Source organism: Bacteroidota bacterium (assembly GCA_018266835.1).
In the GTDB taxonomy this organism is placed as follows: domain Bacteria; phylum Bacteroidota; class Ignavibacteria; order Tepidaquicellales; family Tepidaquicellaceae; genus JAFDZO01.
On sequence record JAFDZP010000002.1, the window covers coordinates 1,452,841 to 1,466,565 of the forward strand.

Annotated in this window: 13 protein-coding genes; 11 read left to right on the forward strand and 2 right to left on the reverse strand. The window is 35.8% G+C overall.

The features are described 5' to 3' along the window. Window positions 1-143 precede the first annotated feature (143 nt). From JST55_08110 to prfA, 9 genes are all read left to right on the forward strand, one after another. Entirely contained in the window at window positions 144-1,385 is a 1,242-nt protein-coding gene (locus JST55_08110) for a T9SS type A sorting domain-containing protein (protein MBS1493459.1), read from the forward strand. Window positions 1,386-1,866: 481 nt separating this feature from the next. Continuing rightward, the gene (locus JST55_08115) at window positions 1,867-2,283 is read left to right on the forward strand and encodes a DUF1232 domain-containing protein (protein MBS1493460.1); all 417 of its coding nucleotides are present in this window, start codon (window positions 1,867-1,869) and stop codon (window positions 2,281-2,283) included. Between the two features lie 70 nt (window positions 2,284-2,353). Then, entirely contained in the window at window positions 2,354-3,151 is a 798-nt protein-coding gene (locus tag JST55_08120) for a TIGR00282 family metallophosphoesterase (protein MBS1493461.1), read from the forward strand. Between the two features lie 60 nt (window positions 3,152-3,211). Next, a complete protein-coding gene (locus JST55_08125; protein MBS1493462.1) occupies window positions 3,212-3,907 on the forward strand; it encodes a hypothetical protein in 696 nt (231 codons plus the stop codon). A gap of 141 nt (window positions 3,908-4,048) precedes the next feature. Beyond that, a complete protein-coding gene (locus JST55_08130; GenBank protein ID MBS1493463.1) occupies window positions 4,049-4,468 on the forward strand; it encodes a hypothetical protein in 420 nt (139 codons plus the stop codon). Window positions 4,469-4,514: 46 nt separating this feature from the next. Continuing rightward, the gene (locus tag JST55_08135) at window positions 4,515-4,883 is read left to right on the forward strand and encodes a DUF4234 domain-containing protein (GenBank protein MBS1493464.1); all 369 of its coding nucleotides are present in this window, start codon (window positions 4,515-4,517) and stop codon (window positions 4,881-4,883) included. A gap of 94 nt (window positions 4,884-4,977) precedes the next feature. Continuing rightward, a complete protein-coding gene (locus JST55_08140) occupies window positions 4,978-5,313 on the forward strand; it encodes a DUF2752 domain-containing protein (GenBank protein ID MBS1493465.1) in 336 nt (111 codons plus the stop codon). A gap of 80 nt (window positions 5,314-5,393) precedes the next feature. Then, window positions 5,394-5,756 carry a signal peptidase I gene (locus JST55_08145; GenBank protein ID MBS1493466.1) on the forward strand — a complete coding sequence of 121 codons (363 nt, stop codon included), beginning with the start codon at window positions 5,394-5,396 and terminating at the stop codon, window positions 5,754-5,756. A gap of 113 nt (window positions 5,757-5,869) precedes the next feature. Next, on the forward strand, window positions 5,870-6,946 hold the full coding sequence (gene prfA, locus JST55_08150; protein MBS1493467.1) for a peptide chain release factor 1: 1,077 nt from the start codon (window positions 5,870-5,872) through the stop codon (window positions 6,944-6,946). Here the strand turns inward: prfA and JST55_08155 are convergent, their stop codons facing one another. Further along, window positions 6,947-7,699, reverse strand: a complete 753-nt coding sequence (locus tag JST55_08155; GenBank protein MBS1493468.1) for a class I SAM-dependent methyltransferase — start codon at window positions 7,697-7,699, stop codon at window positions 6,947-6,949. It abuts the gene before it with no gap. Between the two features lie 66 nt (window positions 7,700-7,765). Between JST55_08155 and JST55_08160 the strand changes: the two genes are divergently transcribed. After that, a complete protein-coding gene (locus tag JST55_08160) occupies window positions 7,766-10,183 on the forward strand; it encodes an immune inhibitor A (protein ID MBS1493469.1) in 2,418 nt (805 codons plus the stop codon). 79 nt (window positions 10,184-10,262) lie between these two features. Here JST55_08160 and JST55_08165 read toward each other — a convergent pair whose 3' ends face one another. Further along, window positions 10,263-11,060: a DUF3298 and DUF4163 domain-containing protein gene (locus tag JST55_08165; GenBank protein ID MBS1493470.1), complete on the reverse strand. Its 798-nt coding sequence runs from the start codon at window positions 11,058-11,060 to the stop codon at window positions 10,263-10,265. A gap of 167 nt (window positions 11,061-11,227) precedes the next feature. On the opposite strand from JST55_08165, the gene JST55_08170 reads away from it, so the two are divergent. Then, complete coding sequence (locus JST55_08170) at window positions 11,228-13,660, forward strand: carbohydrate binding family 9 domain-containing protein (protein ID MBS1493471.1); 2,433 nt, start codon at window positions 11,228-11,230, stop codon at window positions 13,658-13,660. Window positions 13,661-13,725 lie beyond the last annotated feature (65 nt).

Consider the following 13,725-nt stretch of genomic DNA (forward strand, 5'->3'; position numbering starts at 1 on the left):
TAATTTTAAAGATACTTCTTTTATCCATAATTTAATAAGCCAATATATTATTTGCGAAGTGTTTGAAATTTTAATAAAGAATTTATATTTTGAAGTACTACAATAAGACTCCCCGAAAGTGTCTAATAATTAAATTTCATTTCATGAAAAAGTTATATCTTTTCCTGAGTCTGTTTATTATTGTATCAACTTCCAAGGCCGACTGGGTTCATCTAACATCCTTCCCTTCTTCTAATGCAGAGGATATTCTGGAAAAAAACGGAGTTTTATATGCAGGTGCATCGGGAAGCGGAGTTTACGTTTCCTATAATAACGGAGCGAACTGGGTACAGCGAAATAACGGGCTTACTACAACGCGCGCTACTACAATTCAGAGTATGGCGTATTTATCAACAGGATTATTTATTGCAACAACTGACGGAATTTTTAAATCAACGGATGAAGGATTAAACTGGACTGCAAAAAATAACGGTATTCAGATCGGTCCCGGTGCGATTTATTATTTTGCTTATTCAGTTTTTGAAGATGCAGGAGCGCTGTATGCGGGGACTTTTAATGCAATTTACAAATCGACTAATGATGGAGATAACTGGACTCCCGTAACGGCAATAATTGACCATAACGACTTCTGCGCATTCAATAAATACAACAATATGATTCTTGCAGGAACAAGCGGGAATCATACTCCTGTTATTTATTCAACAAATGCAGGAGCTAACTGGGTGAACATGCAGCTGAACGGAGGATTTCCTACCGGAGCATTTTGTATTTACAGTGAGCCCGGAAAAATTTATGTGGGTACTGCATTAGGAATGTATTACTCAACGAATAACGGAGCAAATTTCGTTAACAGGTCAGTCGGTCTGGGTCCAGACCCTTATGTTTTTTCTATAATAAAGTATGGCAACGTACTTTTTTCAGGAACAAATGCGTGGGTATATAAATCAACAAATGAAGGACTTACATGGGATACGGTTACATTCAGCGGACAGACATTTCAGGATGTAAACAAAGTTTTAATTTCCAATAACAGATTATATGCAGCAGCTTATACGGGACTTTGGTACAGAAATTTATCGGAGATTATTACCGGAGTCGAAAATCCGTCAGGTGGAATTCCTGTTGAATATAAATTGCTGCAGAATTATCCGAACCCGTTTAATCCTGTTACAAAAATTGAATATCAGATTCCTAGAGAAAGCCATGTGATGATACGGGTATATGATTTCACAGGAAAAGAAGTGCAGACATTGGTAAATGAAAGCAAAATATCAGGAAGCTATGCAGTTGAGTTTAATGCTTCGCAGCTTTCAAGCGGTGTTTATTTTTATAAATTAGAGGCAGCAGGTTTTAGCTCTACAAAAAAGATGACTATGATAAAGTAAGCACAAGTCAATAAAATAAATTTCTTCCTATTAGTAGTAATAGGAAGTATCCGGTATTAAATTACATTTATTCTTAATATATTAAGATCGGATTATTGTGTAAAATTTTTACACAATAATCCGATTTTTTGGGGGGGAGAAAAAACCCGACCAAAATCCGACTTTTTTTCTTAGTCCCAAACCCCCGTTTGGGACGAAAAGATGTCACCCAAACAGGGGTTTGGGTGACAGGGGAACTCGTAATTGACAATAGGTCGGTATTGTTTTTACAACACTGAATTTCAGGAATCTGTCAAAAACCCGTCAATTCAGAAAAATTTATTTTATGCAGTGATGAATTATTATTGTGAGTTTTGTAATTTAGTATAGTAAAGATTTAGCATAACTCGTAATTCGTAATTTGAAATTCGTAATTGAAAATGGGGAACGATATGAGTCTTTTTTCCGTTTTTTAGGAATAGGAGTTTAATTATATTATTTTATGACAGAGAACACATTAGACGAAATTAAAATTTACGATGAACTAAGGAAGAAATCTTCCAATGTAAGTAATAAGGATGTAAATAAAATTTTACGGACCGAAGATAACGTTAAAAAACGCTCGGATAAGCTGAATAAAAATGTATTCGGTAAGCTTTTAAATCAGTTATCATTATCCTATGAAATGATAAAAGATTACAAAACGAAGAGATATGTTGATATTCCGTGGAGAACAATAGCTCTTATTGTAGGAGCGGTTTTGTACTTTATAAACCCGTTTGATATTATTCCTGATATTTTGCCTGTGATTGGATTTACAGATGATGCGGTAGCTTTTGCTGCTGTATTCCGCTCGGTGCAGGGAGATTTGCTCAGATATTGTGAGTGGAAAGGTTATGACCCTGATAAGTATTTTTAATTTTTATTTTGTATATTTATATATTAGTTCAATAAACGAATTCAATAGAATTCTTAGAAAGAAGTACTGATTGAACAGTTCAATCAAAGTTTTATTTATCGGTGATATAATCGGAGAGCCCGGTTTTAATCACACAGAAACGTTCTTACCCGCTATAAGGGCTAAATACAAGCCCGATTTTGTAATTGCCAACGGTGAAAATATCACTGACGGCATGGGGATAATCGAAAGAGATGCCCTGAAATTACTTAGCCTGAACATAAATGTTTTATCCGGAGGCAACCATACTATGGATAAGATTCAGGCGCATAAGTTCATTAATGATACAAAAAACCTTCTCAGACCGGCTAACTATCCGCGCGGTGTTTATGGCAACGGATACGGAATTTATAAGGTCGGCAATTCAAACCACAAAATTGCAGTAATTAATTTAATGGGCAGAGTCTTTATGAAGGCTATTGAATGTCCGTTTAAAACATTTGACTGGATATATGAAAAAGTTAAAAACGAGACAAACATTATCTTCGTGGATTTCCACGCAGAAGCAACTGCTGAAAAAATGGCGTTCGGATGGCATTGCGATGGACGGGCGTCAGTAGTTGTCGGTACGCATACACACGTACAGACTGCCGATAACAGGGTATTGCCAAACGGCACTGCATATATTACCGATGTCGGGATGACGGGACCATATGAATCGGTTATAGGAATGAAGAAAGAAGCATCGATTAAGCGTTTTATGTTTGCAACTCCGCAAAAGCATGAAGTTGGTCAGAATGACTTACATCTGGCAGCAGTTTTGTGTACCATAGATACAGTGACCGGAAGAGGAATATCAATAGAAAGAATTTTCTATCCCGAATTTTAGGGAACTAAACACAGAAATTATCATTTATAATAAGTAGTATTACATAACTAAACAAACAACATGAAAGCAGCACTAAAACTTTTGTTACCACTTCTCTTTCTCAGCACAGCAATCGGTTCATTACTCTTCACAACCACAGGGTGTAATGACAATACCTTAACCACAGGCGACACGACAACAGTAGCAAACCCAAATGTAAGAGCATTTAAAAATGTACAAGTATATGAAGATTTTGGACCTTCTTCTTATAGCGGTGTTGATTTATACAACGGAACAACAGTTCTTTCACTTGACCCGTCCAGAGATATTGAAATGGCGGATTCTGTAGGACTGTCAGAAAGATATCTGTTAAGAAGCGGAACAGGAGACATATTTCTTGATCATCGCGCAATCGGAAAAGAAACAAGATTTGCTAAGCAATTTGCAAGCAGAAATATGACACAGGCTCAGTTTGACGCTTTGACGACAATAGAAGATACTAATAATAATTTAGATTCTACTGATTTTACAAGCTACTCAACATCTTACTTTGGCACATCATTTACTTCAAGTGATTACAGAGCTTACGGTGTTTTCTTAAAAGAAAGAAGCCAGGGTCTTTCCAGACCGATTTTCGGATTGGTATATTTAAAGTCACTTGAATATGTCACAGTAGGTGGAAACACAAGTCTGAAGCTTACATTTGACGTTAAGTTAAATACTAACGGTCAAAATGATTTCAGAGAAAGAATACCTGCAACAACAACAACTAACTAAGAATTTCAGAATTTTATAATCCCAAAACAAGAACCCCCTTATTTTATAAGGGGGTTTTTTTATTTATATTTTTGAAATAATCTTTAATTAATACTTGAATTTGTCTAAAATAGCTCCTAAATTTATATAGAAATCAAACCTATGAGGAAATCTTTACAGTTTTCAATTGGATTAATAACCATACTTACTTTCTCGGCGATTATTTTTGCTGCAGTATCATTACAATATTTTACTGCAAAAAATAATGCTGAAGGTATTTTAGTCGAATGGAAAACTGTAGATGAATCGGGAACGGTCAAATTTGATCTCGAAAGAAGCGTTAACACACCGGATAATTTTTTGAGTCTCCACGTAAATAATGCTACAGGAAATAATTCGTATTATTCTTATCAGGATAATTCTGTTGAAGCTCATAATCCGACCAGTTCAACAATTTATTACTACAGATTAAAATGCATGGATGCTGCAGGAAATTACACTTACACCAATCACATCACAGTTAGTCACACAGTATCAGGAATAAGAAGTACCTGGGGAAGCATCAAAGCAATTTTCCGGTAACAATTATTATTTCCGGTTTAAACCTATCCAATAAAATTAAATTCTTATGAACAAGCAAGAAATCCCTGTGTTTAAAAATGACCCGGTAATGGTTTTGATATTAGGTATAGTCACATGCGGACTTTACTTTATTTACTGGAACATGAAAGTAGCTGAAGTTTTTAATAAAATCACAAACCGTGAACTTATTTCCACACCCGTTGCAATACTCGGCGGACTTTGTTCACCGGTGCACATGTATTATTATTATTTAGTCGGGCAAGGTCTTGATGAGTTAGGTCAGATGATTGGCAAAGATAATTTAAAAGATAAAGCAGTATTATTAATGGTTCTCGGATTCTTTTTCCCTGCAGTTTCAGCTATGATTATACAAGGACACCTGAATGAACTTTACGACGAGACTCCGAAACAATAAAAAAAAACTCGGCTGGTTATTAACGTACATTACTATAATTGTACTGAGTTTTTTTATATCGCCGTATCTTGATCGCGGAGTAGAGATTTGCTCCATGAAATTATTGACGGGGCTTCCGTGCCCGGGATGCGGACTGACACATTCGTTCTGCGCAATTTCATCGGGGAATTTCGGTGATGCATTTAAATTTCATTTTTTCGGACCGTTCATTTACATAGCAGTTTTAATTTTTATTTTCGTTTTGTTTTCAGAAATATTTTTCGATAAACAATTTCCGAGGCTCAGAAAAATATTTTTTTCAAAAAGTTTTACATATGTGTTCGGTATTATTTTATTTTTGTTTTTTTCATTTAGAATATATAATTTAGTGCTCACAGGCGAATTCACTAAATTACTTCATAACTCAATACTATTAAAAATCTTTCATTAACCTAAAAAATAAAAACCATGCTGAAACCACTATTACTACTTTTACAAAATGATTATGAAACCACAGGAAGCGGTGGTATGATGGGCGCCATTTTTGGCGGTGCTTTAGGAATAGTATACTTTGGAATAATCATATTAATGATTGTTGCCTGGTGGAAAATTTTTGAAAAAGCCGGAAAACCGGGTTGGGCAGCTATTATTCCTATCTATAACATTATTGTACTATGTGAAATCGTAGGACGTCCATCGTGGTGGGTAGTTCTGTTTTTGATTCCATGTGTAAATATTGTTGCGCATGTTATGATCAGCTTAGATCTTGCTAAATCATTTGGTAAAGATGTTGGGTTTGGTGTAGGCTTAATTATTCTCCCCTACATATTCGGTTTGATGCTGGGCTTTGGTTCCGCTACTTATGTAGGACCTGCAGCAGCACAAAAAGCTTAGATATATATTTTTAACATATTTTCAAACGGTTGCATTATATTATATAGTGCAGCCGTTTTTGTTTATATATAAGAAATTAAAAAAATTTTAAAAGATTATAAAAGTTACAAATCATGTTTGATAAATTAGAAAAAGTTGTTGCAAGATATCACGAACTTGCAGACCTGCTTTCAAAACCGGAAGTAACAAATGATACCAATGAGTACAGAAAACTCACAAAAGAGTATGCAGACCTTCAGGAACTTGTTGAAACATTCGCCGAATACAAAAGCACTAAGAAAAGCGTTGAAGAAAACAGGCAGCTTTTCTTAGATACGACCGATGCTGAAATGAAAGAAATGGCAAGAGAAGAACAGGAGCAGCTTGAAAATAAATTAGAAGGAATTGAAGCAAAGCTGAAAGAACTCATCGTTCCTAAAGATCCCGAAGATTCCAAAGATGCTATAATGGAAATCCGCGCAGGCACAGGCGGCGAAGAAGCTGCATTATTTGCTGCTGACCTTTACAGAATGTACACTCGTTACTTTGAAACAAAAGGATATAAAGTTGAAGTAATGGACTTCAGCGAATCATCTACTCCGGGAGGTATAAAAGAAGCGGTGCTAAGCGTAAGCGGAAAAAATATTTACGGCGATCTGAAATATGAAAGCGGTGTGCATAGAGTACAGCGCGTTCCAAAGACGGAAGCAAACGGACGTGTGCATACATCAGCTGCATCAGTAGCTGTTTTGCCTGAGGCTGAGGACTTTGATGTGGAGCTGAATGATAACGATATGAAGATTGATGTATTCCGTTCAGGCGGCGCAGGCGGTCAGAACGTCAACAAAGTTGAAACAGCTATCCGTATTACTCACATCCCCACCGGAATAGTTGTGCAATGTCAGGATGAACGCTCACAGCTTAAGAATAAGCTGAAGGCAATGAAAGTTCTGCGTTCAAGATTATATGAGAGAGAGCTTGAAATAAGAAATGCAGCAGTTTCTGCAAACAGAAAAGGACAGGTGAAGACGGGTGACAGAAGCGAGAAGATACGGACATATAATTTTCCACAGAACAGACTGACAGACCATAGAATAGGATTAACACTTTATAATCTATCCGATATTGTAGAGGGAGATCTGGATGAAGTTATTGATAAATTGAAGACTGCTGACAGGGCAGCTAAGATGGCCGAGGAAGTCGGAATATAATTACTTTAACTGACCATAGAATATATTGGTGTCGTATTCAAATTTTACATTACCGTCTTTTTGGTATTTATCAAAAAGCTCTTTAAGTTCAACTATCATTACTTCATTCTCAGAGGGAACGTAAGAAGAAGATAAAAGTCTTCCTTTAAATCCTTCAAAATCAAAAAGCTGGTAATTGCTTATGTGTTTTGTTTTATATCCTCTCTCGTCAAAAAAAATTTTTATTTTCTCATTAACCTCTTCGTCTTTTTGGGAAACCTTATCGTAATCAGTACCAAATTTTTTGATTAAATTTTCATATTCGGTAAGCAAAGGCGAGTTTTCTGTGTTTCTTTCGTTCCATATCAGTACAACATAGCCGTTATTTTTTATAATACGGGTAAATTCTATTTTACATTTATCGGTATCAAACCAATGAAAAGCCTGCCCGCAAACAATTATATCCATAGAGTCACTCTCAAGCAATGTATCTTCTGCAGTTCCTGCAACACTTAAAAATTTATCATACTTCTCAAGATACTTTTCACCTGCTTCGCGCATTTCTTTGTTAGGTTCTATTCCGTAAACTTTATTTCCGTTTTGCAGGAAAAGTTCAGATGATATTCCTGTGCCGGAGCCGATATCGGCTATAATATTTTGAGGTGTAAGCCCGATCTCATTGGTTAGAAAAGTTATTATTTCCTTTGGGTAATGCGGCCTGTACTTCACATAATTTTCTACACGGTTTGAAAATCTTTTAGTAGAGTCTTCCATTGGTAATTAAATTATATTTTCTCTTAGAAAATGGAATTATTATATTACTAAATATAAATAAAAATTATGAAATTAAAATTAACAATTACTTCTTTATCATTAATTATATTAATAACATTTCTTGCAGGTTATAATGTGATTAACTATAACGAATCCAATACACCTTCAGAAACTTACAGTAAAGTAAAAATTCATATAAGCTCTCCTGAACAGTTGAAAACTCTGGCACAAAATGATATAACTATTGAACACTTCCAGGGAAATTTTTCAGAGGGAATAGATTTAGTTATTAATCAGAATGAAATAACCAGATTAAAATCCATTGGTATTCCGTTCGATGTAACTATTGCAGATATGAATGATTTTTATAAAAATCGTCCTCCTTCCACACAGGAAGAGTTAATGAAAAGTAAGAACATTCAGCAAAGTGATAATGTGACCGGATTCTCCTATGGCAGCATGGGAGGATTTCATACTTATGATGAGCTTGTTCAAAAACTTGATTCACTGCGTCTTCAATATCCTACACTTATAACCGTTAAACAGGATAGAGGAACAACAGCAGGCTCCAGAAAAATATGGTCTGTAAAAATTTCCGATAACGCCGATGTTAATGAATCAGCGACGGAGCCTGCAGTATATTTTGATGCGCTTCATCATGCGCGCGAGCCGATATCCATGGAAGCATTGCTTTATTATATGTACTGGCTTCTTGATAACTATAATACAAATGCTGAGGCGAAATATTTAGTTGATAACAGGGAAATTTATTTTATCCCGATTGTAAATCCTGACGGGTATGCATACAATCAGCAAACAAATCCTAACGGAGGCGGAAGCTGGAGAAAGAACAGAAGAAATAACGGAAGCTGCTTCGGAGTGGACTTAAACAGAAACTATAGTTTAGGCTGGGGATATGATAACAGCGGCTCAAGTCCTGACCCCTGCTCGGATACATACAGAGGACCATCAGCAAATTCAGAACCGGAATCTCAGGCAGTTAAGGGATTAGTAGATGCAGTGCATCCCAAAATTTCCTTTAGCGCACACTCAGTAGCGGGACGATATCTGAATCCGTTCGGATACAGAGACAGCTCGGTTGCCTATGAAATTTATTCGGACTTCAGCAGTGACTTCTCGGCGCAAAACGATTATTTGTACGGAACAGTGTGGCAGATGCTTGATTATCTTTCCAATGGAACGACAAGAGATTATTTACATTCAGTAGGAACATATTGCTGGACTCCCGAAATGGCAGGCAGCGGTTTCTGGCCAACAGTTTCTGAAATTATTCCGTTATGTAATGAAAATTTAGGACCGTTAAAATATCTGACATGGGTAGGAGGTGCATACGCAAAAACACAGAACTTTAAATTATTGGGTAAAGGTTACGTTGAAAAAACGGATACACTTTCACTTGAAGTAAGCATTAACAATAAGGGTTTATCAAAGACTTCTAAGAATGTAGTTGTAAGTGTTACATCACCTTATCCGAACTTAACTGCATTAAATGCATCTGTAAACTATGACAGTATCTCTGCAAGAACGATTAAAAAGAATACATCTAATCCCTTCAAATTTATTGTAGGAAACTCTGCAGCATTGATGGATGAGATAAAACTGATAATAACTGTAAAGCAGGAAAACGTTACGACTACAGTTGATACAGTAAAAGTAAATGTCGGCAAACAATCTGTGCTATTCTCAGATAACGCAGAGAGCGGCACAAGTAACTGGACTTCAGCCGGAACAGGAATTATGTGGGATACATCTTACATTTCTCCTTATGATGGAAATAAATCTTTTGCCGATTCAAGATATGGAAATTCCAGAAATTCATCGAACAATACTTTTACATTAATTAATCCAATTAGCTTAACAGGTACTTTAAATCCAAGAATAGAATTTGCAACGCGATATGCAACTGAAGCAGGATTTGATTATGCACGAATTCAAATCAGTTCAAACAACGGTTCAACATGGACAAGTCTTCCGGGAAGATACACCACAACGGTAGGCGGGCAGCCTTCTTACTCGGGAAATCAATCATGGGTTGTTGACCAGATAAATATTGCGGCTTATGCGGGGCAGTCTGTAAAAATCCGATTCAATTATGTTACAGATGCAGGACAGCCCGGTGACGGATTTTTCTTTGATAATTTTAAAGTGCTGAACTATACTGTAACAACGGGAGTTTCACAAATAGGAACGGAGGTGCCGGATAGATTTTCTCTGAAACAAAATTATCCTAACCCGTTCAATCCTGTAACGAAAATTAATTATGATTTACCTAAAGCAGGTTTTGTAACTTTAAAAGTTTATGATGTCACAGGTAAAGTTGTTGCTAATCTTATCAGGAGTGAACAAAAGGCAGGAAGATATTCAATTGATTTCATTGCAAATGAATTCCCGAGCGGAACTTATTTCTATAAACTTGAAGCGGGTGATTTCAGTGAAGTAAAACGAATGGTTCTAATAAAGTAAATTGTTTTAACTTTTATAAAAAGAAAAGCCTGAAAGATTTTTTCTCTCAGGCTTTTTTTTGTCAAAAATTTTATGAATTTTATTTTGAGTAATAGCTTGCATCCGGAAGAATATCTGCTAAGTCCTTCCATGATACCAATAAATCAGTAGGTCCGTAAACATAAGCAGCAATATCATAGCTGTTGTAATAAAACCTTATTCCTTTTTTCTCGATTGCAAAATTCTTTGAGTAAGTAATTTTATTTTCAAAAAGCCCTGCCTTATCCTGCAGGTTATCTGTAGCGCTTAAACCTTTCATCTTTCGGAAGTCAGTATCAATTACTTTGTTTAGTTTAGATTCAAACCCCGTTCCGAAAATGTCAGTTAGCGAAATCTGCTTTCCTGTCGCCTTATCAAAATTGTAATAAACTAAGTAGGTGTTTGGGTGCGCGCCGCCTGTGTACATTGACTGTGTTACTCTGTAAGACAGAACATTTTTTCTATTAGAATTTATTCTTGCATCGGTTTCAAGATACCAGTTAGCACCGTTAGTAGTTTCTTTAAGTGACTTTTCATACTCGCTTATAAAATTTGATGCAGCTTCTTTGAAGTCGGATGCTTTTCTGTTATCCCAGATGTTAACTGATTTTAAAAGAGAATCCTGAATTGCCTGATTGATTTCACTTCTTGCCTTGCCTGATTTTACTATCTGGTAATCAAGCTCGAAGTATGTGCAGCTTTCGCTGCTTTTCTTGCATCCGTTATAGGATTTATAAACTTTTTTTATTGTACTTGTTTTCTTTTTTGATTTTGTTGTATCAGTGGAAGTCTGTGAGAATGAGCTTCCTGCAAAAACAAAAAATATTGCAAGTACAAAAAATAATTTTAAAATTTTCATTTTATTAAGTTGGGTTAAGTTGAATTGGTTAGATTAATTAATCAAAAATAGTTTTTTTATAGTGAATAAAAAACAAGTTAATTACAGGGGTTTTTAAACTATAAATGTATCTCTGTTTTGAAACCTTTTCTTTTTACATCCGTTAATTTTTGAAAAAAGTAACCCTGATGTCTCTTTGGCTAAAATCTCTCTCAGTAGTTTTATTTGGTGTTTCATTATTCTGTAATGCATTTTCTCAGAATGCTGATTCACTTACAACCTACAAAAATTTTTCTGCTGATGTTGATTTAGAATTAAAAAAAGACTCTTCTGATATTTCAACAAAACCTGTAATAAATACCGAGCAGAAAAAAGATTCTTCGGCAGTTTTAACTTCATTTGTTCCTAACAAAGGAGAACAGCTTGAAGTTTATCCGTTAAAGATAGAAGATGGTAAAATAAAAGTTGACGGAGTGCTTGATGAGGCACAGTGGAAAAACGCAGTTAAGCTTTCTAATTTCAGTGAAATTTCTCCGGGTGATAACTGCAAGCCGCCGGTCCAGACAGAAGCGTATATAATGTACGATAACGATAATATTTATTTCGGATATATCTGTCACGATGAAGATATGAAAAATCTTCACGTAACATTTGCTGACAGGGACAAAATTTTTCAGGATGACTTTGCAGGATTTTTTATTGATACATATTCAAACAGCAAACAGGCTTATGAGTTTTTAACTAATCCCTACGGAATACAAGGCGACTTACTCTGGTCTAACGGAAATGAAGATGCAAGTTATGACGCAGTGTGGAGCTCAGGTGCAAAAATATATAAAGATAAATGGACATGTGAAATTGCTATACCTTTCAAAAGTATCCGCTTCCCAAACAAAGATATTCAAGACTGGAAATTTCATGTCTACAGAATCCGCCCGCGAAATAACCGTGATGAATATTTCTGGTGCCCTATTTCCAGAGACGACCCGTCTTTGTTTACAAAAGCAGGAACACTTAAAGGTTTAAAAAATATTAAGGGCGGAAAAAACCTTGAAGTACTTCCATATGTTTTAGGCTCTCAGTCAAGAGAGATTTCAGATTTTTCCAATGCAAACTCTCCATATAATAACGGCGACCCGAATATTGATTTAGGCTTAAATGTGAAGTATGGTATAACATCTAACCTTACAACTGACCTTGCAATAAATCCTGATTTCAGTCAGGTAGAATCCGACGCAGGAGTTATAAATATAAATTCCAACTTTGCTTTATTCCTTCCTGAAAAAAGACCATTCTTCCTGGAAGGAAATAATATTTTCAGTACACCTTATGACGTAGTTTACACGCGCTCTATAAATTCTCCGTCGCTTGCAGGAAAGATTACAGGTAAAATAGGAAAGGTAGATGTCGGATATATTGCAGCTTATGACCACAAGACTCCGTTTCTTGTTCCGCTTGATGAAAGCAGTTCGGTATTTTCAACAAGAATTCATTCGCTTTCAAATATACTGCGACTTAAACATGACCTCGCTGATGATTCTTACATAGGTATGATTTTCACAGACAGAGAATATAAGGATACCACAGGAAATTTTTTAAAGTATAATGGTTTTAACCGGGTGCTTGGTGTTGACGGCAAACTAAGATTTCTTGATAAGTATGCGTTCGTCTTCCAGCTTCTTCATTTCAATACGCACGAGCTTAATGACAGTAACTTATATTACGATCCCAACCAAAGATTTGATGAAGGAAAATACACGGCTGGATTTGACGGCGAAAGTTTTTCAGGAACCGGCGGGTATCTGTCATTCAGGAGAAGCGCGCGCCACTGGAATTTCGATTTGAATTACGACTTCATTCCTTCCGCCGCAAGAATGGATAATGGATTTTTATCAAACAATAATTACAAAACGCTTTCAAGCTGGCAGGGATATACAATTTATCCTGAAAGCAAATGGCTTGTAAGATTAGAGCCCTCTCTTTTCGGATATGTAAAACATAACTTTGAGGGAAAGCTCCGCGAAGAGTTTGCGCAGGCTCAGCTTTATATTCAGTTTGCGCAACAAATAAATGCAAACCTTAGTATGTTCCTTGTGAACAATGAGCTCGTAAGCGGAGTTTATAACACTGATGCGTTAAGACCTTCTATAAATATGAACATCAACACGATGCCTAAGTTTACATTCGGATTTTATTATACCAGGGGGAAAGCAATTGTCAGATTCCTTGAGCCTTCCTATGTAGGATATACTCAGCAGCTTCAATTGTGGAATACCTTTAAACCGCTTGAACAGTTAAGCTTTATTACGGATTACTCCTATGCAGAACTTGCAAATAATTCCAATCTCAGCGATAAATTATACGCAGGCTATATTTTAAGGAACAGAATGTCGTACCAGTTTTCCAAGCAATTATTTTTAAGACTTATTACTGAATACAATTCGTTCGGCAACAGCTTCAGAGTTGACCCGCTGCTAAGCTACAAGATAAATCCGTTTACAATATTTTATCTCGGCTCAAGTCATAGCATTGAGGATTTACCGGTTGAAAATAATCCATCACGATTTGTTGAAACAGAAAGACAGATTTTTGTTAAGTTCCAGTATTTGTGGCGAATGTAATTTACAAAGCTCAATTATATTGAAACTTTAATTCAGTATTTTTAATTTTAATTTATAAGCGCTAC

Excerpts from the sequence above, each read along its gene's own strand:
- JST55_08110 (MBS1493459.1), top strand. The coding sequence starts at position 144 with ATGAAAAAGTTATATCTTTTCCTGAGTCTGTTTATTATTGTATCAACT.
- JST55_08115 (MBS1493460.1), top strand. The coding sequence starts at position 1,867 with ATGACAGAGAACACATTAGACGAAATTAAAATTTACGATGAACTAAGG.
- JST55_08125 (MBS1493462.1), top strand. The coding sequence starts at position 3,212 with ATGAAAGCAGCACTAAAACTTTTGTTACCACTTCTCTTTCTCAGCACA.
- JST55_08130 (MBS1493463.1), top strand. The coding sequence starts at position 4,049 with ATGAGGAAATCTTTACAGTTTTCAATTGGATTAATAACCATACTTACT.
- JST55_08135 (MBS1493464.1), top strand. The coding sequence starts at position 4,515 with ATGAACAAGCAAGAAATCCCTGTGTTTAAAAATGACCCGGTAATGGTT.
- JST55_08140 (MBS1493465.1), top strand. The coding sequence starts at position 4,978 with ATGAAATTATTGACGGGGCTTCCGTGCCCGGGATGCGGACTGACACAT.
- JST55_08145 (MBS1493466.1), top strand. The coding sequence starts at position 5,394 with ATGGGCGCCATTTTTGGCGGTGCTTTAGGAATAGTATACTTTGGAATA.
- prfA (MBS1493467.1), top strand. The coding sequence starts at position 5,870 with ATGTTTGATAAATTAGAAAAAGTTGTTGCAAGATATCACGAACTTGCA.
- JST55_08155 (MBS1493468.1), bottom strand. The coding sequence starts at position 7,699 with ATGGAAGACTCTACTAAAAGATTTTCAAACCGTGTAGAAAATTATGTG.
- JST55_08160 (MBS1493469.1), top strand. The coding sequence starts at position 7,766 with ATGAAATTAAAATTAACAATTACTTCTTTATCATTAATTATATTAATA.
- JST55_08165 (MBS1493470.1), bottom strand. The coding sequence starts at position 11,060 with ATGAAAATTTTAAAATTATTTTTTGTACTTGCAATATTTTTTGTTTTT.
- JST55_08170 (MBS1493471.1), top strand. The coding sequence starts at position 11,228 with ATGTCTCTTTGGCTAAAATCTCTCTCAGTAGTTTTATTTGGTGTTTCA.